The following is a 17,182-nucleotide window of genomic DNA, read 5'->3' as shown; positions in this document are numbered from 1 at the left end:
GGGACTCCACACGGGAAACGGATGCCACCCACGTGAGCGCGGGCTACCGGGATGCCCTGACCTTCGTGCTCGTGCCGCGCACGCACCTCATCTTCGACACGCCGTCCCCCGCCATCGTGAACACGCTCCGGGCTCCGGGAGCGCTGCGCCTCGAGGTCCCCATCACCGGGAAGGCCGAGAACTTCCAGCCCGGGGTGACGCTGCCCTGCGAGCTGTCCTGGCTGGTGCTTCCAGACGGGGCCACCACGCCGCAGGGGACGCCCGTGGGCGACGCGAAGATGGTGGTCGACCTCAACGGCAACTTCCGGATTGAAGTCGCCGGCAAGGTGCCCGTCGTCGACATCATCGCCCAGAAGCTCATCAACAAGGGGAAGCTGGGCTACAGCGTCACCCCCCAGTTCCCCCACGCCGAGCGCGCCGAGCTCACCCCCATCATCCCCTTCAACATCCCCTGCGGCATCAACTCGAAAAAGCCCGAGGGAGCGCAGGTCCGCATCGGGGAGCTGGTGACCTTCACGCCCCACTTCGCGTCCGTGCTCAACGCGGCAGACCTGGAGCTGCGCGTCGTGGAGCTGGACGAGGGCTCGAGCGAGGTGGCGTCCGGCGCGGGCCGGTTCGCCTTCACGCACCGGTGGGCGCCCGCCGCCTTCTACCTCTTCCGCAGCAACAGCAGCGTGGACTGGGCCATCGGCTTCATGGACGACACCTGCGAGCACTTCGCGGACGTGGGCGACGAGGAAGAGGGCAGCTACGAGTTCGGCTGGCAGCTCTGGGGCCGGAGCGCTCCGGAGGCGCCCCAGACCCTGCTGCTGGAGAACAAGGAGTTCCTCAAGCTGCCCAAGCCTCATCTCGAAGAGCTGAAAGTCGAATACGACGAGTCCTGGGAAGGCACCTGGGAGGTCCACGGGAAGATCTCCGGCGTGGCGCCACGCGCGCGCCTCGTGCTGGAGGTGGCGGTGGTGGAGATGGCCGAGCAGCCGGCGCCCACGGTCACCCCCGCGCTGACGCCCACGCCCCTGCTGACGCCGAAGCCCCTCGTGACGCCGCCAATTCCCACGCCCCAGGCCGCAGCGGCCTCCACGCAGGCCGAGCCCCCGGCGGACCACCGCACCCCCACCGTCCGGGTGCAGCTCGGCCCCGACGGCGGCTTCGAGGCCCACCTGGGCGAGCGACACTGGGGCGCCGGGCTGCTGCCGGGCTCGCAGGCGGCTGTCGCTCCGAAGGGGTACGCCATCGTCACGCTCGCGGCCGCCAGCCGCGAAGGCAAGCCGGGCCCCCTCCAGCCCTACCTCGACTTCGACGAGAACAAGTATTCGCCCTTCAAGGGAGAAGGGCTGTCCTGGGACGTGGACTCGGAGTGGGTCTGCTCGGAGGAGGCCGCCTCCATGGTGACGCGGCCTCCCAAGCCGAAGCGGCGCAAGTCCGGGCTGTCCCTCAACCCGGCACCCGGGCCCGAGGTGGGCGACCCGAAGACGCCCATCACCTTCGAGGACATGTGGAAGGACATCATCGCCTGGGAGGGCGTGGTGCCGTACATGTACCTGGACACGGAAGGCTGGGTGACTGTCGGCGCCGGCAACCTGCTCAAGACGATTGAGCCGACGAAGCCCGGGGACAAGCTCGCGGCGAAGACGCACCCCTTCCAGAACATGGACGCGGCCCGGGTGGCCACTCCGCAGGAAATCACGGAGGCCTTCAACAAGGTGAAGGCCATGCCTCCGAAGCTCTTCTACACGGAGTACGCCCAGCGGCCGAAGATTGCTCTCACGGACGTGTACATCAAGCAGTTGGCGAAGGCGCGCTACGAGGAGGAGTTCCTCCCCGCCGTGAAGGCCGGCTTCCCCGACTTCGAGACCTACCCCCGGGCCGCGCGGCGCGGGATTCTCGACGTGACGTACAACGTCGGCATCTCCGTGCCCAAGGAGTGGAAGAAGCTCATCGCGGCGGTGAAGGCACGCAACTGGACGGTGGCGTCCGTCGAGTGCCGCACCAAGCCGCAGAACAAGGAGGACACGCGCAACGAGTGGCGCAAGGCCCTCTTCCTCCACGCCGCGAGGACGGACTGGAAGAAGCCGACCGCCTGACGCGCCAGGGGCGCTACTTCACCCGCTCGATGCGGTGCTTGCGCCCCTTGATGCGACCCTCGCTCAGGCGCTGGAAGGCCACCCGCGCCACGCGCCGCGCGACGGCGACGTAGGCGATGTGGTCCTGGATTTCGATCTTCCCCACGTCGGTGGCGTTGAGCCCGCCCGCCTCTCCCGTCAGCGCGCCGAGGATGTCTCCGGGCCGCATCTTGTCCTTGCGTCCGGCGGAGATGTAGAGCGTCTCCCAGTTGGACTCGAGCTTCACCGCGCCACGCGGGTCCGCCGAGGGCAGCGCCTCCACGTCCCCGCGCTCCAGCTTCACGCCGGTGGCGTGCTCGATGTCCTCCACCTTGCGCGTGTCGCGCGGCGTGACGAGCGAGATGGCCAGGCCCGTGCGCCCCGCGCGCCCCGTGCGGCCGATGCGGTGCACGTACGGCTCCGGCTGGATGGGCAGGTCGAAGTTGATGACCGCGTCCAACGCCTCCACGTCGATGCCCCGGCCCGCCACGTCCGTGGCGATGAGCACCCGCGTGCTCCCGTTGCGGAACTTCGCCATCACCTTGTCCCGCTCGAACTGCTCCAGGTCCCCCTGGAGGCCATCCGCGCTGACGCCCGCCTCGGTGAGCGCCTTCTCCAGCTCCGTGACGGTCACCTTGAGGTTGCAGAAGATGATGGCGGACGCGGGCTGGTACTGCCGGAGGATGCGGATGAGAAACTGCGTCTTCTCCTCCAGCGCGCAGTCGTAGCGGAGCTGCTGGATTGCGGGGCCCCCGCCCTCCTCCTCCACCGTCACGCGCGTGGGCTTCTTCTGGAACGTCCGGCTGAGCGCCTCGATGTCCGGGGGGAACGTCGCGGAGAAGAGCACCGTCTGCCGCGCCGGGGGCATGGCGGCGAGGATGCGCTCCATGTCCTCGCGGAAGCCCATGTCGAGCATCCGGTCCGCCTCGTCCAGCACCACCGTGGCGAGCTGCCGCGTCCCCAGCACCTCGCGGTCCAGCAGGTCCAGCACGCGGCCCGGCGTCCCCACGGCGAGGTGGGCGCCCTTCTCCAGCGCCTCCACCTGGGGACGGATGGGCTGGCCGCCCGCGAGCACCAGGACTTGAAGGCCGGGCAGCCTGCGGGCCAGCCGGCGAATCTCACCAGCCACCTGGGCGCACAGCTCACGCGTGGGGCAGAGCACCAGCGCCTGGAGCCGGCGGTCCTGCAGGCGGACTTTCTGCAGGATGGGCAGCGCGAAGGCCGCCGTCTTCCCGCTGCCCGTCTGGGCCTGGCCCACCAGGTCCTGGCCCTGCAGCAGCACCGGGATGCTCTGCGCCTGGATGGGGGTGGCGGTCTTGAACTCCAGCTCCTCGAGGACCTGGAGCAGTGGCGGGGACAGCGGGAGCGCGGCGAAATCCATGACGGCCTCGAAGGAGCAGAGGCGCGAAAGGTGCCTCGGGGGTTCTGGGGGCCCCTTGTAACAGCCGGCGGACCGGGAACAAGCCCGGTCCACCGGGCAGGCAGGCGACCAGGGCCTGCCCGCCGGGGGCCGTCAGGTGCTCAGGGCGCGCACGCGGCCAGCGAGGTTCTGGGTGAAGAGCCGGTAGATGCGCAGCGCGGCGGCCTCGTGCGTCTCCAGGAAGTGCTCGAAGTCGACGCGGCTGATGCGCAGCGCGCGCACCGTGGTGCGGGCGCGGACGTGCGCGGAGACGGGCCCGTCCTGCACGAGCGAAATCTCTCCGAGGAACGCCCCCGGCCCCAGCGTGTTGAGGTGCCGCGCGTCCGCCTCCGGACCGCTGTAGACCTCCACGGTGCCGTCCATGAGGACGAAGAGCCCCGTGCCCTGGGTGCCCTTCTCCAGCAGCACCGCGCCCGGCGTGATGACGACCTGCCGGGCCAGCCGGTACAGGTCCTTCATGTCCTCCAGGGACAGCTCGCCGAAGATGGGGATGGCCTTGAGGAAGCTGTAGCCGTTGGCGGCCGGGGCCGTGGCGCCCGCGGAGCGGCGGACGAGCATGGCCTCCGCCTCCGCCTCCATGCCCATGCGCCGCAGCAGCCGCGCCTTCTCCGTCACCAGCGCCGGGTCCGCCCGCGCCGCGCCCGAGGTGCTCACCGCGTCCGCCAGCACCGCCAGCGCGCGGTGGGTGAAGCCCTCCGCGTCCAGCAGCCCGCAGATGCGCACCACCGCCTCCACGTAGCGCGGGTCCTCCGCCTTCACCCCGCCCAGCGCCTCCACCTCCGCGTGCGACTGGCCCAGCTCCCGGTAGAGCGCCGCCGCCTCGAAGGGACGGCCCAGGCGCACCAGCACGGGCGCCATCGACTCGCGCGCGCCCAGGCTCCGGTACACCTCCAGCGCGCGCTCCAGCGCCCCGGCCCGCTCGAAGGCCGCCGCCGCGCGCTCCGCCTCACCCGCGCGCAGGTACGCCTCCGCCGCCTCCGGGTACTGCCCGCTCTGGGCGTAGAGGTCCGCCACGGTGGCGTCCTCGCCGTCGCCGTCCATCAGCCGGGCCGCGCCCAGGAAGTCGCGCGCCCGCCGCAGCACCTCCACCAGCCCGCGGCGCTCCTTCACCGGCCGCTGGGCGGCTTCCTTCCTGAGGCGCTCGCGCTGCGCGTCCCCCAGCTCCTCGTAGAGCTGCGTGGCCTGGTCCGTCTGCTGCAGTTCCACCAACGACCGGACCGCCCGCAAGGCGCCCTCCGGTGGCGTGATGCTGCGCCCGCCGCCTGACCCCTGGCCGCCTGCGCCTGCCGTTCCTGCCATGTCCTGCCTCCCCTTCGGTCAGACCGTCCAGCATATGCTGGCCCCGGCCCGGGCCCGTGTCGGAATCAGGTGCCAGGAAGCAGTCGGCACCCAAGGACACGGGCTACAGGGATGTTGGCACAGAGACGACCGTTGGATCTGCCCGAACGCGGAATTCCGGTACCCTGCCCGGGATGCGACGCGCGCCCGCCCCCACCGTCACCGTCTGGCGCCCGCCCCTGCTCCCCGACGTGCAGGTGGTGCGTGTGGAGGACGACGCGCGCCTGTGGACCGGACATTCCGTTCAGTACGCCATTGGAGTGACGTACGCGGGGGCCTTCGACTTCTGGTACCGCAAGCGGGTGTGGACCCACGCGCCCGGGTGCAGCCTCAAGCTCAAGGAGCCGGGCGAGGTCCACCGCGACATGCGGGTCCACGCGCCCGTCACCGCGCAGTCGGTCGCCTTCACGCCCCGGCTGGTGGACGAGGCCGCGCGGCAGTTGGGGCTGCCCGCCACGCCGCACCTGTCCACCGCGCTGTCCCGGGGCCAGGGGCGCACCGAGGCCGTGGCCCTGGCGCTGCATGCGGCGCTGGCCCGGCGCTCGTCCGACAGGCTGGAGTGCGAGTCGCTGCTCGTGGAGACGCTCGAGGCGCTGCTCGCCGAGTATGCCGAGCGCACACCGCCCGTGCCCTGCCCTGCCCACCGGCCGGCGGCACAGCGGGCGCGGGACTGGCTTCGCGAGTGTTTCACGGAGAACGTGGGCCTGGCGGCGCTGGCCGAGGCCGTGGGCCTCAACCGGTTCCACCTGCTGCGCGTGTTCCGCGCCGAGTTCGGCCTGCCGCCCCACGAGTACCTCACGCACGTGCGCGTGGCCCACGCCCGGGAGCTGCTGTCGCGGGGGCTGCCCGCCGGGCAGGTCGCGGTCGAGGTGGGCCTCTACGACCAGAGCCAGCTCAACCGGCACTTCAAGCGCATCGTCGGGCTGACGCCGGGGCAGTACGCCCGGGCCGTCAGTCAATAACGCCCAAGCGCCGCACGCCGCAGCCCGCCTATTCCTCGCGTCCTCGACCCGCCGCGCCCGCGGCGCTCATCCCGACGAGGAATGACGATGAATGCAATCCCCTGTCTCATCCTGACCGCGTGCCTGCTGGCGGCCCCCGCCTTCGCCGCCGATGCCGGCAGCCCGGCCCCCGGTGGCCTCCGGGTGACGTGGCTCGGACACGCGGCCTTCGAGGTGGTGTCCCCCGGCGGCACGCGGCTGCTCATCGACCCGTGGCTGAAGGAGAACCCGAAGACGCCCGCGGCCTGGAAGGAGCTGTCCCGCTTCGCCCAGGAGAAGCCGGCGGCCATCCTGGTGACACACCCGCACGGAGACCACGCGCCGGACGTGCCCGAGCTGGCCCGGGTGAGCGGAGCGCTGGTGGTCAGCACCGGCGAGCACCTGCGCGCGATGAAGATTCCGGAGGCGCAGCACCACAGCGTCAACGTGGGCGGCTCGTTCAAGCTGGGGGACATCACCGTGCACGCGGTGCCGGCGATGCACTCCTCGGAGCCGGGCGGCCGGCCGCTGGGCTACGTAGTGACGTTCGCCGACGGGCGCTCGCTGTACCACACGGGTGACACGGGGCTCTTCGGCGACATGGCCCTCATCCACGAGCTGTACCGCCCGGACATCGTGCTGCTCACCACGGGAGGCGCCCGGTGGGGAATGGACCCGAAGACGGCGGCACTCGCCATGCGCAAGTACTTCAAGCCCTCCATCATCATCCCCATGCACTTCGGCACCTTCGAGCCGCTCGCGGGAGAAGCCGAGGTGCGCGCGGCCTTCGCCAATGACAAGCGCGTGCGGTTCCTCACGATTGGACAGGCCACCGTCCTCTGAGCATCCCCTGCCCTCCATGTTCCGGAAGGCAGGGGCACTCCGGACGTCAGCGAAGCTCCGGCGCCTCGCAGGCGTCTCCCACTCCGTCCAGGTCGGCGTCGGCCTGGTCGGGGTTGGGCAGCCGGGGGCAGTTGTCGTGGGTGTCCATGATGCCGTCCTCGTCGTCATCCGGGTCGCAGACATCGCCCACGGTGTCGCCGTCGACGTCCGCCTGGTTTGCATTGGCGTCCACCGGGCAGTTGTCCACGAGGTCTTCCACACCATCCGCGTCATCGTCCGTGTCGCAGGCGTCACCGGCTCCGTCCGTGTCCAGGTCGGACTGGTTGGCGTTGCTCACCGCCGGGCAGTTGTCCGAGGCGTCCAAAACGCCGTCGCCATCCGCGTCACCGAGCACGAGGTCGCTGCCGTCACAGTCCTGGTCGACGCCGTCGCCCGGGACTTCCGTCGCGCCCGGGTGGATGCTGGCGCTGTTGTCATTGCAGTCATCGCCGCCCAGCGCGGTGGCCACATGGCCATCGCCGTCCGCGTCGGAGCTGGCCGTCGCGCACTCGATGGGCTCCGAGTAGGTGATGGCGTCGGAGTTGTCGTGGATGGCGACGCGGTAGCGGTAGGTCGTCGAGGGCAGGCGGCCCCGGTCGACATGGCTGGAGAAGCCGTAGGAGCCCGTGGTGACGGTGGCCCAGAAGGAGGACCCGGGCGTGGTCCGCTGGAGGACGGCCTTCGAGAAGTCGGAGAAGTAGCTCATCCCGGACCAGGCGACCCACAGGTCCGTGGCGCGGTTGGGGTACTCCGGGGAGCAGTACCGCATGGTGACGCCGGGCGGCGGGTCATTGACGATGGAGAAGGCATACGCCGCGCCGGGGTTGTACGTGGTCACCCCGAGCTGCGACACGTACAAGGCCCTCGTCCCCGTGGGGAACTTCGTCCCGGCGGCGACCGTCACCTTCTTGACGGACGTGTCCGTGTAGTTGACGTCGAACTGGTAGTTGCCCTGGTAGCCGCTCCAGACGTAGAGCCCCCGGAAGCTCACCGTGAAGGTCTGCCCCGGCGCTGCTGGCACCGTGGGGCTGTAGGCCGTCTTGTTATAGCTGGCATAGTCCGAGTTCGCGTAGACGCGCAGCGCGCTCGCCTTGAAGGTGCCGACGCCTCCGTTCTTCAGCACCAGGTACACGTCGCCCGTCGTCGCCGCGGAGGCCATCAGCGGACACACCACCGCCAGGGCCAGAAGCCAATTCCATCTCTTGCTCACGTGGACATCCCTTGCTTGTGAAAGCGAATGGAACCTTGCTGGCTGAGTTCCTATTGCAGGCAATGGCTCCACGGAGCGCGCCGCTCCCTGCCTCGGCGCGGCGTCACGGGAATTGATTCACATATCTGGAAACGCGCTTCACCAACAACCGTGTTGCACGGACAGCAGCCGAGCGTCTGAAGCTACTTCGCCTTGCGCGCCGGGGCCTTCGCCTTGCGCGCGGGCGCCTTCTGCTCCCCGTCCCCGAGCCGCAAGCTCGCGAGGACGATGCGGCTGAGCAGCGCGTACACCGGCGCCGGGTCGAAGTCCTCGTCCAGCAGGTGCTGCAGCGACAGGCCGTCCACGCACGCCTTGATGATGGCCGCGTAGTGGCGGTCCACCGGCTCCGGCTTCGCGTCCTCGCCGCTGCGGGCGTGCGCCACCGTGAGGGCCACCTCCTCGTCCACGCAGCGCAGGGACTCGGCGACGGCGGGCGTCAGCTCCTTGTTGCGCAGCCCCATGGCGAACAGCTCGTAGCGCACGCGGAACTGCTCCGGCGTCTCCTTCAGCAGCTGCTCCCCCCACGCGAAGCCCGCCTCGGCCAGCTGCTCGGGCGGCGTCTCCTCGCGCAGCCGCCTCAAGTCGACCAGGTACTTCTCCCGGGCCTCCTTCGCGACGGCCAGCAGCAGCGCGTCCTTGCTGCCGAAGTAGTAGTGCACCAGGCCCTGGTTCACCCCGGCCACGCGCGCCACCTCCTTCACCGTCGTCGCGTCGTAGCCGCGCTCCGCCAGCACGCGGTAGCCGGCGGCGATGAGCCGCTCCCGGGCGTCGGGTTCCGCGGGTTCCGGTTTCGCGCCGGGCGCCTTCGAGCCGCTGCGTGGACGGGCCATACGGTGTCCATAGGTCAGGCGATGTAGGCCGGCAAGCCCTCCCGCGAGCGTCTTGACAGGACGCGTCACGAGCCTTAGTTAGTCGTGTAGCTAATTTAGTCGAGCGACTAAAACCTGGAGGCAACCGATGCGCGTCCCGTCCCTGAAGTCCCTGAAGGTGTCCAAGGCCGTCCTGCTGGCGGTCCCCCTGCTGGCGTCGCCGGTGCTCGCCGACGATGAGGCCCCTGGAGAGCAGATTCCCGGCCACGAGCGGGAGCGCCAGAGCGCGTTGCTCCTGGAGGTGATGCCGCCCGCGCTGGACGGGTCCATGTACGGCATCCGCATGGACATCGCGCCCTCCAGGGAGGGACCGCTGTCCTTCGGCCTGATGGGCCGCGCGGGCCAGTGGGGCAACTCGCTGGGGGCGAAGACGCGCTTCGACGGCGTGGGCCGCAGCCAGGTGAAGCTGAACTACGCGGTGGGCGTGGACGGCCGCTACACCCTGGGCTCGTTCGCCAACGGCACGCTGCGCCCCTTCGTGGGCCTGACGGCCGGCTTCGAGGAGTTCGTCAGCCGCTCGGGCAAGGGCCCCTCGGAGAGCGCCACCACGACGGCGTTCCTGGAGCCCGCCGCGGGCGTCATGTGGCGGCCGGGCGCGGGCCGCGTGGGCCTGTCCGCGCGCGTGGGCCCGGGCTTCACCTTCACGGACGTGCGAGAGCTCCAGGTCCAGGCCGGTGACCTGCGCCTGCGCCAGGTGTACCCCACCGCGTCGCTGGGCCTGCTCGTCGTCCTCTGAAAGACGGGCTCCGGGTGACTCCCGCGGGAGTCACCCCTCCAGCGCCTCGAGCAGCTCACGCACCGCGCTGCGCGTAGCGCCCGTCTGACTGCGCGCCACCGACTCCAGCATCGCCTTCGCCCGCGTCAGGGTGTCGTGCTCCACGCCTTCCAGCGCGCCCAGCGCGGCGCCCTGCAGCTCCGGCTCATCGCCCGAGCACAGCTGGCCCTCCAACACGGAGAGGGCCTCCTGCGAAAAGGCAGCATGCCGCAGCAGGGCCACGGCGGCGACCGCCGCCACGTCGGGGTTCGAGTCCTGGAGGTGGCGGCGCAGCACGTCCAACACGCCCGAAGAGGCCGGGCCGGCCATCCCCAAGAGCGACACCGCTTCCAGGCGGAGGGTAGACTGGACATCGTCCGCCGCGCGCAGCAGCGCGGGCTCCAGGTCCCGGAGGACAGGGGCTGAGCGTCCCTGACGGCGCACCTCCTCCAGCAGCCCCCGGAGCGAGACCAGCGCGAGGTACTGCCGTGCGCCATCTGCCTTGCGCACCTGTTCCACCAGCGCGGGCGTGGTGAGGTCCGGTGCCAGGAGGGCCAACGCACCGAGCGACTCCAGCGCCGCACCTGCCACGGGCTCCTCGTCGGCCAGCCGTGCCAGCAGCTGCGGCAGCATCGACAGCGCCGCGTCTCCGAGGCCTCCTGTGGCGCCCGCGGCGGCGCGCCGGACGGCGGGATGCGCGTGGCTCAGCGCCGCCTCCAGGGTGGGCAGCTGGCCGGGCGCCGCGCGGCACAGGCTGGCCAGCAGCAGCGCCGCCTCCTCCACGCCTGGCGCCTCGACGGCCATCCGAGCCAGCGCCGCCAGCACCGCGTCCATGGCGCGCGCGGCGAGGTGCTCGGGCGGCGGCCACCAGGCCACCTGCAACAGGGACAGGATGGGCGCCTGGACCCGGGAGCCAGGCCGGACCAGCTCCTCCAGGAGCAGCTGCGCCGTCCGCTCCCGCAGGGCCTCGTCCGGGGCGCCGAGCGCATCGCCCAGCGCCTCCAGGGCGAGCTCCAGCGCCTCGTCGTCGGAGGTGGAGAGCCAGCTCACCCACTCATCAACGGTTCGAACGCGGCTCACGAAGGTCTCCCCATCCAGAAGCCACCGGGTGCAATCCCCCGGGGACAGGGGAACCGATAATCCAGACGAAGACGGGCCCGCCAGCGCTTTTGCGCACGGCGGGCCCGCGCCCTCTCAGGCGTGGCTCACCAGAAGTGCTCCTGCTCGATGGTCACCACCCGGCGCGACTCCGGGAACAGGATGACGAAGAGCTTGAAGTCCGAGCCCACCAGCGGGCTGGCATAGGACGCCACCTGCACGGCCTCCACCCCATTCCAGTACGTGGAGAGCAGCGCCTGCGGCACGTTCAGCGTGGAGAAGATGGGCAGCAGCTGCGGCTCCAGGTTCGCGTAGGGGAAGGTGCCGGTGGCGTAGTAGCCGTACTGCGAGAAGAAGGGCATCTGCTCGACGGCGCGCGTGGCCATGGCCAGCGTGGGCTGCCCCGTGAAGGGGAACGGGAAGTCGTAGGTCTTCAGCCAGCCGTAGCAGGCCCCCTCGCAGCCCCAGTAGAGGTCCTCCTGGATTTCGGCCAGGTTGGGCGGCAGGGGCTGCTCGTTGAGCTGGAGCGTGTAATTGGTCGGGGCCGACTGCGTGACGCAGCCGCCGGACAGGCAGCTCGTCTGGAGGCGGAACTGCTTGCCCGCGCCGGAGCCGCTGCTCACGACCACGAGGTACTCGCCTCCCGCGACGACGTTGACGGCGGAGATGCGACTGAGCTGGCCGTAGCCGGAGTCATCGTCCACCGCGACCAGCGTGGTGCCATAGCTGCCATTCGCCTGACGGGGGCCGTACAGGAAGAGGCCCGTGTCCAGGTACATGGAGCTGCCCAGGTGCGTCACCTCCAGCTTCATCGTGGACGAGGCGCCCGCGGGCACCACGAAGCTGAACGAGAAGTACTGCGGGGTCATCGTGAACTGCGTCTGGATGGAGCCGGGCAGGTTGACCCTTCCCATGTACGCGGTGCTGTCCACGATGTTGCCGCTCGCGGGCGCGGGCGGCGGGTAGAGCACCGGCGCAGTGCTCTCGCCGAGCGACGGCACGGGAGCCACGTCATCTCCGGTGACGCCACCACAGGCGGCGGCCACGGCCAGCATCGACACGAGACACGACTTCAGCAATTGCAAGCGCATCGGGAATCCTCTCGGGGTGTGCTTCAGGGGGGCGAGCCAGTGAAGCAGATCCACGCAATGCGGTGCGAGCACGTCACCCCCACGTCACGGACGCGGTGCGGCGCGAAATCGACCTGGCACTGGCGACACAAGAATGGGCCCGCGGTGTTCCGACCGCGACCTCGCCGCCGGCCGGAGCCGCGTCACCTGAAAGCAGTCCGAATGCACCCACCGTTCTCTTCCCGTCTTCACGGCGCATGGCGGCATCCCCTGCAACGGCTCGGTGCCGCACTCGCGCTGGCCCTCTGCCTGGGAGCTGGCGCCGGCTGCGACGACGACACGCGGACTCCCCGGCCCACCGCGCCGCCCGAGGCAGACAACGCGGCCCTGGACGTCCTCCCCGGCGTGCTCCCCAACGCCGTCGACCTGTCCCGACTGGTGACGCTCGAGGCCAGCGACCCGGCGGCGCGCTTCACGGGCAGGCTCGACCTCGACCGCGTCGGCGCGTTCGGCCACTCCTTTGGTGGCTCCGCCGCGGCGGAGGCATGTCGGACGGATGCGCGCGTCAAGGCGGGGCTCAACATGGACGGCACGTTCCATGGTCGCCTGGAGACGGAAGTCCACGTCCCGTTCCTCGAGCTCGCCCTTTCCTTCCTCCGCTTCTACGTGCCAGCTGCAACCGCAAGCACATACGGCCTGAGCACACTCGAGGGGCAGCGCGCATTAACCCTGGTTAACACCTACGTGCGTGCCTTCTTTGACACGCACCTGCGCGCGCGCTCCACGCCCCTTCTAGAGGGAAACTCCGCCGCATTTCCAGAGGTGGAGCTCGTCGTGCACACGCCCTGAACCCGACGCAGATGGGCCGGACGGAGGGGAGCCGGCCGACCCGGGAGCGCCCGTGCGTTTCCAGCAGAGGTGGAGAGCCCCGCAACTCAGGCTGCGTGGTATCTTCAATTTCATGTCTGCATTGGATCGGACTCGGGCCGCGACCACCTCGCCGGACGCGAAGGGCGAGACGCAATGGACGTTGGAGGTTGGGGAGGAGGGACAGGACGCGCTCCACGTGACGCTGCCGTACGAGCATGGCCGGAAGGCCTATGACTCGTCCACGGTGCGCCGCTTCCGGTTGACGGTGGTGGAGGGGCCTGGAGCGGGGAGCACGTGGGAGTCCACGGCGGACATGTGCTCGGTGGGCTCGCACCCGCTCAACGACTTCGCGCTGGAAGACTCCACGGTGTCGCGCTTCCACTGCGAGGTGCGCATCGGCCCGAAGGGGCCGCAGGTGAAGGACCTGGACAGCCTCAACGGCGTCATCGTGGACGGCGTGCAGGTGATGGAAGGCGTCCTTCGCAGCGGCACGCTGCTGCGGCTGGGGCGCGTCGTGCTGCGCTTCGACTTCAGCGCGGAGAACAACCGGCTGTCCCTGTCGGAGAGCACGCGCTTCGGCACGCTGGTGGGCGCGTCGGTGCCCATGCGCGGGTGCTTCGCGATGATGGAGCGCGCGGCGGCGCGGGACGTGACAGTGCTGCTGGAGGGAGAGACGGGCACCGGCAAGAGCCAGGCTGCGCTCGCCATCCACCAGGCCAGCCGCCGCAGCGAAGCGCCCTTCCTGGTGGTGGACTGCGGCGCCATCCCCTCGCACCTGCTGGAGAGCGAGCTGTTCGGCCATGAGAAGGGCGCCTTCACCGGCGCGCTCCAGCGCCGCGTGGGCGCCTTCGAGGAGGCCGCGGGCGGCACCGTCTTCCTGGATGAGATTGGCGAGCTGCCTGCGGAGCTCCAGCCCAAGCTGCTGCGCGTGCTGGAGAACCGCGAGATTCGCCGCGTGGGCAGCAACACGCACCTGCCGGTGGACGTGCGCATCATCGCCGCCACGCACCGCGACGTGCGCGCGGAGGTGAATGCGGGCCGCTTCCGCTCGGACCTCTTCTTCCGGCTCGCGGTGCTGCGCATTCCCCTGCCCCCGCTGCGTCAGCGCCCGGAGGACCTGCCGCTGCTGGTGGAGGGCATCCTCGACTCGCTGGGCGCGGACCGCGAGCGCACCGCCTCCCTGCGCACGCCGGACTTCGTCGCGCGGCTGCGGCACGCGGCCTGGCCGGGCAACGTGCGCGAGCTGCGCAACTACCTCGAGCGGTGCCTCGTGTTCGAAGAGGCAGTGGACCTCACCGAGGAGGAAGCCCAGCGCGGGGGCCCTCCCGAGGTGGACCCGTCCCAGCCGTACGCGGAGCAGCGCCGCCGCATGGTGGACGACTTCGAGCGGCGCTACCTGCGCGCGCTGCTGGAGAAGCACCAGGGCAAGGTGGCCCAGGCCGCCGTCACCGCCGGCATGGACCGCGTCCACCTGTACCGGCTGCTGCGCCGTCACGGCATCAAGCCATGAGCGGAGGGCGTGGCGTCAGCGCAGCCCCGTGACGCGCGAGCGCCCCTCCCCCGCAGTGGGCTCGGTGACGAAGCCCGCGTGCAGCCCCTCCAGCACCGCCCCGGTGGCCACCAGCCCCGGGCCCGTTGACTCCGTCACCCATGAGGGCAGGTGCAGCAGCCCCCCGGGCACCTCCCTCGCTGGCAGCCGGTCCATGTGGAGGGTGACGGCCAGCTCCACCGGCCCCGGCCTCGCCGTCTCCTCCACCAGCTCCAGCGCCGCCGCCAGCACCCGCGCACGCACGGCCCGCGCGCCAGCCGCGTCCTCCGGCAGCGCGGCCACGGCCAGGATGCAGCCACTGCCCTCCACGCGCACGTCCAGCCCCGCGCCGCGCGCCGCCACGCTCGCGCGCTCCAGCAGCGCATCCAGCCGCTCCAGCGCGGCGGCCGCCGGTGCGCCCTTGAGCCGCGCCTCCGCGTACAGCGCGACCGCGTGCCCGGCCCGTGCCAGTGCGTGCCCCCCTCGCACGGCACCTCGCAGCTCCTCCAGCAGCGCATCCACGTCCGGGTAGCGGTCCTCGCGCTGCTTCGCCAGGCAGCGCAGCACCACCGCGTCGAGCGCGGCCGGCACGGGCGCATGCTCACCCGGGCGCGGAGGCGGCGCGTGCAGGTGCTGCTCCTCCACCTCGTGCCGCGTGGTGCCCTGGAAGGGAGGCCGTCCCGTCACGAGCTGGAACAGGAGCACCCCGAGCGCATACAGGTCCGTGCGCGCATCGGGGGGCTCACCGCGAATCTGCTCGGGCGCCATGGACAGCGGCGTGCCCAGCGCCACGCCGGTGTGGGTGAGCGTCGAGGCGCCCGGTGCATCCGGCGTCAGCCCCTTGGCCACGCCAAAGTCCACCAGCTTCACGTGGAGCGCCTCGCCCCTGCCCGACACGCGCACCACGTTCTGCGCCTTCAAGTCACGGTGCACCACGCCCGCGCCGTGTGCGGCCCGGAGCGCGGCGCCCACCTGCTCCACCACCTCCAGCGCCTCGTCGGGGGACAGCGGCCCACGCGCGGCCAGCTCGGCGGCGAGGTCCCTCCCCTCCAACCACTCCATCGCGATGAAGGGCCGGCCGTCCGGCAGCTCCCCGAAGCCGAGCACACCGACGACGTTCGGGTGGCTCAGCCGCTGGAGCGTGGCCGCTTCCCGACGGAAGCGGCGCAGCGCGGTGACGGTGGCGGCGGACTGCGAGTGCAGCACCTTCAGCGCCGCCGCCGCGCCCGAGTGCGAGTCCCGGGCGCGGTACAGCGTGGAGACGGGCCCGCGGTAGTGGACACGCTCCACCACCCAGCGCCCCACCAGGGCACCGGCGCCCAGCTCCTCACCGTACAGCGGTTCTTCTCCTCCAGGCGCCATGAGGACGCTCGCGGTGACCGGCTACCGCGTCTGCTGGCACACGGCTCCGTCCGCGGGCCGCTCCGGCACCGTGTCGCAGGCCGCGTGGAGGAAGGTCGTCACCGGGTGCATCCAGACATTCCCATACGTGTCCGTGCACTGCTCGTAGTCCCTGTCACCGGGCGTCACCGGCCCCTCCTGGAGGGCACACTGCCCCGGCGTCGGCGGATTGAGCGAGGTGAAGCACGCCCCCGTCACCCGGGCGGCGCAGTTCCGGCTCTGCCCGGGCATGGTGGAATCCGGCAGCGCGCACAGCCGGCTGGCCGAGTATGCCGGCCCGCTCGCCCAGTCCGGGTCGTAGCAGGAGAACATCTTCGTATAGATGGAGCCCTTGAGCTCCAGGGTGTCCCCCACCACGTGGTACTGCACCGTTTCCCCCGTGCGCACCACCTGCACGTCCACGTTGACGCCCCGGGCGAGCACCGAGGAGACACCGCCCACCATGCGGCCGAACACGGTGCCGTAGAAGGCCCCCTCGCGCACGCCGTACACCTCCGTCTCCGGCAGGGCGTAGCGGGCGGTGGAGCCAGCGGACACGTCCACGTCGACCGTCCCGTGCGCCGTGGTGCTGCTCCAGGGCGCGGTCATCACGCTGAAGTACGTCCCCGGCGTGCAGGAGATGGTGGCCACCGGCACCGGCGACGTGCCGGAGCAGCTCCCCGTCGCCTCACCCAGGTTGCGCGCATCGGCATGGTTGCAGCCCGCGACGCCGCGGCACACGCGAAGGACCGTCGGGAAGGTCGTGCTGGAGCCCAGCGTGGGCGCCGGCCCGGAGCAGGACGTCGGCCCGCCCGCGCCGATGAGCACCGTGCCGCTCGCATCGCAGACGCCGATTCCATCCGCCTTCCAGCCGCAGTCGCGCAGCGGACCGCTCTGGCCGGAGCCGCACGCCTGGAAGCTGGACAGGTGCACCGAGGAGACCGGGTCGTGCTCCGCGGGGCGCGTCTGGGCCTCCAGCGTGTAGACGTTGGCGAAGGTGCCCATCGCGTGCTCTCCCCGCATGGACAGCTCCACGCGCTGGCCCAGGGCGTTGTTGCGCGCCAGCAGGCAGGAGGACACCCGCTCCAGACAGTCCGACGTGGGCGCGGAGGTCGCCCACTGCGGGCACAGCCCCGCCTTGCCCTCCCACTGCCTCATGACGGGGGGCGACGACAGCGGGTCCCTCCAGTTGATGGTCTGCCCCGGCAGCAGCGCGCAGCTCACCAGGTACGACATGAACTTCTGCGCGTCCGGGTCCCCCAGGCGCCGGTGCGTGGCGGCATGGACGGTGTTCGCGGGGTTGAAGAGCGCCGCGAGCCCCGTGGTCGCCAGCTTGTCGTTCGAGTCCGGGTTGGCGGAGATGGCGTTGAGCACCAGCGCATGCGTGGTGAGCGAGTTGGCGATGCGGATGTCCGACTCCCGAGACGCCAGCTCCGCCCCATCCTCTTCGTGAAGCACGGTTCCACAACCCGACAGGGCCAGCATCAGGGACAGGGTGAGAGGGAGCAGGCGACACGAACGGACGGACATGGAGCTTTCCTCCAACAGGGACGCAGGGATGGCGGGGATGCGCGGCGGGAAAGCACGTGCCGAGCCAGCCCCCGGAAAACCCGGCCTCGCGAGGATAGCCGTCTTCAGCCCT

The 17,182-nt window shown here is 71.0% G+C and carries 14 protein-coding genes; 6 read left to right on the top strand and 8 right to left on the bottom strand.

The window, feature by feature from the left end; genetic code table 11:
- Positions 1-32: 32 nt before the first annotated feature.
- Positions 33-2,084: a hypothetical protein gene (locus LXT23_RS47255; RefSeq protein ID WP_253987131.1), complete on the top strand. Its 2,052-nt coding sequence runs from the start codon at positions 33-35 to the stop codon at positions 2,082-2,084.
- A 13-nt stretch (positions 2,085-2,097) separates the two neighbouring features.
- Here LXT23_RS47255 and dbpA read toward each other — a convergent pair whose 3' ends face one another.
- Both dbpA and LXT23_RS47245 read right to left on the bottom strand, forming a co-directional pair.
- Positions 2,098-3,483 (bottom strand): ATP-dependent RNA helicase DbpA, encoded by a 1,386-nt coding sequence (dbpA, locus tag LXT23_RS47250; RefSeq protein WP_253987130.1) that lies wholly within the window; start codon positions 3,481-3,483, stop codon positions 2,098-2,100.
- 132 nt (positions 3,484-3,615) lie between these two features.
- Positions 3,616-4,821, bottom strand: coding sequence for a cyclic nucleotide-binding domain-containing protein (locus LXT23_RS47245; protein ID WP_253987129.1), 1,206 nt, complete (start codon positions 4,819-4,821; stop codon positions 3,616-3,618).
- Between the two features lie 173 nt (positions 4,822-4,994).
- On the opposite strand from LXT23_RS47245, the gene LXT23_RS47240 reads away from it, so the two are divergent.
- Positions 4,995-5,822, top strand: a complete 828-nt coding sequence (locus tag LXT23_RS47240) for a helix-turn-helix domain-containing protein (RefSeq protein ID WP_253987128.1) — start codon at positions 4,995-4,997, stop codon at positions 5,820-5,822.
- 87 nt (positions 5,823-5,909) lie between these two features.
- On the top strand, positions 5,910-6,683 hold the full coding sequence (locus tag LXT23_RS47235; protein WP_253987127.1) for a metal-dependent hydrolase: 774 nt from the start codon (positions 5,910-5,912) through the stop codon (positions 6,681-6,683).
- A gap of 46 nt (positions 6,684-6,729) precedes the next feature.
- Here LXT23_RS47235 and LXT23_RS50575 read toward each other — a convergent pair whose 3' ends face one another.
- Both LXT23_RS50575 and LXT23_RS47225 read right to left on the bottom strand, forming a co-directional pair.
- Positions 6,730-7,932, bottom strand: coding sequence for a thrombospondin type 3 repeat-containing protein (locus LXT23_RS50575; RefSeq protein ID WP_253987126.1), 1,203 nt, complete (start codon positions 7,930-7,932; stop codon positions 6,730-6,732).
- 182 nt (positions 7,933-8,114) lie between these two features.
- Positions 8,115-8,801, bottom strand: coding sequence for a TetR/AcrR family transcriptional regulator (locus tag LXT23_RS47225; protein WP_253987125.1), 687 nt, complete (start codon positions 8,799-8,801; stop codon positions 8,115-8,117).
- Positions 8,802-8,928: 127 nt separating this feature from the next.
- Here LXT23_RS47225 and LXT23_RS47220 point away from each other — a divergent pair, with 127 nt between their 5' ends.
- Positions 8,929-9,576 (top strand): hypothetical protein, encoded by a 648-nt coding sequence (locus LXT23_RS47220; RefSeq protein WP_253987124.1) that lies wholly within the window; start codon positions 8,929-8,931, stop codon positions 9,574-9,576.
- A 30-nt stretch (positions 9,577-9,606) separates the two neighbouring features.
- On the opposite strand, the gene LXT23_RS47215 is transcribed toward LXT23_RS47220, so the two are convergent.
- Positions 9,607-10,674 (bottom strand): hypothetical protein, encoded by a 1,068-nt coding sequence (locus LXT23_RS47215; protein WP_253987123.1) that lies wholly within the window; start codon positions 10,672-10,674, stop codon positions 9,607-9,609.
- Positions 10,675-10,799: 125 nt separating this feature from the next.
- Positions 10,800-11,783, bottom strand: a complete 984-nt coding sequence (locus LXT23_RS47210; protein WP_253987122.1) for a hypothetical protein — start codon at positions 11,781-11,783, stop codon at positions 10,800-10,802.
- Positions 11,784-11,984: 201 nt separating this feature from the next.
- Here LXT23_RS47210 and LXT23_RS47205 point away from each other — a divergent pair, with 201 nt between their 5' ends.
- Both LXT23_RS47205 and LXT23_RS47200 read left to right on the top strand, forming a co-directional pair.
- Positions 11,985-12,611, top strand: a complete 627-nt coding sequence (locus tag LXT23_RS47205; RefSeq protein WP_253987121.1) for an alpha/beta hydrolase — start codon at positions 11,985-11,987, stop codon at positions 12,609-12,611.
- A 112-nt stretch (positions 12,612-12,723) separates the two neighbouring features.
- The gene (locus LXT23_RS47200) at positions 12,724-14,142 is read left to right on the top strand and encodes a sigma 54-interacting transcriptional regulator (protein ID WP_253987120.1); all 1,419 of its coding nucleotides are present in this window, start codon (positions 12,724-12,726) and stop codon (positions 14,140-14,142) included.
- A 15-nt stretch (positions 14,143-14,157) separates the two neighbouring features.
- Here LXT23_RS47200 and LXT23_RS47195 read toward each other — a convergent pair whose 3' ends face one another.
- On the bottom strand, positions 14,158-15,522 hold the full coding sequence (locus LXT23_RS47195) for a serine/threonine-protein kinase (RefSeq protein ID WP_253987119.1): 1,365 nt from the start codon (positions 15,520-15,522) through the stop codon (positions 14,158-14,160).
- Positions 15,523-15,543: 21 nt separating this feature from the next.
- Positions 15,544-17,070, bottom strand: a complete 1,527-nt coding sequence (locus LXT23_RS47190; protein ID WP_253987118.1) for a hypothetical protein — start codon at positions 17,068-17,070, stop codon at positions 15,544-15,546.
- Positions 17,071-17,182: the final 112 nt, after the last annotated feature.

The organism is Pyxidicoccus xibeiensis (genome assembly GCF_024198175.1).
GTDB lineage: Bacteria > Myxococcota > Myxococcia > Myxococcales > Myxococcaceae > Myxococcus > Myxococcus xibeiensis.
This window is presented reverse-complemented; position numbering and strand designations above follow the sequence as displayed.

Coding starts and splice junctions, on each gene's coding strand:
- LXT23_RS47195 (WP_253987119.1), bottom strand. CDS start 15,522: ATGGCGCCTGGAGGAGAAGAACCGCTGTACGGTGAGGAGCTGGGCGCC.
- LXT23_RS47225 (WP_253987125.1), bottom strand. CDS start 8,801: ATGGCCCGTCCACGCAGCGGCTCGAAGGCGCCCGGCGCGAAACCGGAA.
- LXT23_RS47220 (WP_253987124.1), top strand. CDS start 8,929: ATGCGCGTCCCGTCCCTGAAGTCCCTGAAGGTGTCCAAGGCCGTCCTG.
- LXT23_RS47240 (WP_253987128.1), top strand. CDS start 4,995: ATGCGACGCGCGCCCGCCCCCACCGTCACCGTCTGGCGCCCGCCCCTG.
- LXT23_RS47245 (WP_253987129.1), bottom strand. CDS start 4,821: ATGGCAGGAACGGCAGGCGCAGGCGGCCAGGGGTCAGGCGGCGGGCGC.
- LXT23_RS47190 (WP_253987118.1), bottom strand. CDS start 17,070: ATGTCCGTCCGTTCGTGTCGCCTGCTCCCTCTCACCCTGTCCCTGATG.
- LXT23_RS47205 (WP_253987121.1), top strand. CDS start 11,985: ATGCACCCACCGTTCTCTTCCCGTCTTCACGGCGCATGGCGGCATCCC.
- LXT23_RS47210 (WP_253987122.1), bottom strand. CDS start 11,783: ATGCGCTTGCAATTGCTGAAGTCGTGTCTCGTGTCGATGCTGGCCGTG.
- dbpA (WP_253987130.1), bottom strand. CDS start 3,483: ATGGATTTCGCCGCGCTCCCGCTGTCCCCGCCACTGCTCCAGGTCCTC.
- LXT23_RS47235 (WP_253987127.1), top strand. CDS start 5,910: ATGAATGCAATCCCCTGTCTCATCCTGACCGCGTGCCTGCTGGCGGCC.
- LXT23_RS47200 (WP_253987120.1), top strand. CDS start 12,724: ATGTCTGCATTGGATCGGACTCGGGCCGCGACCACCTCGCCGGACGCG.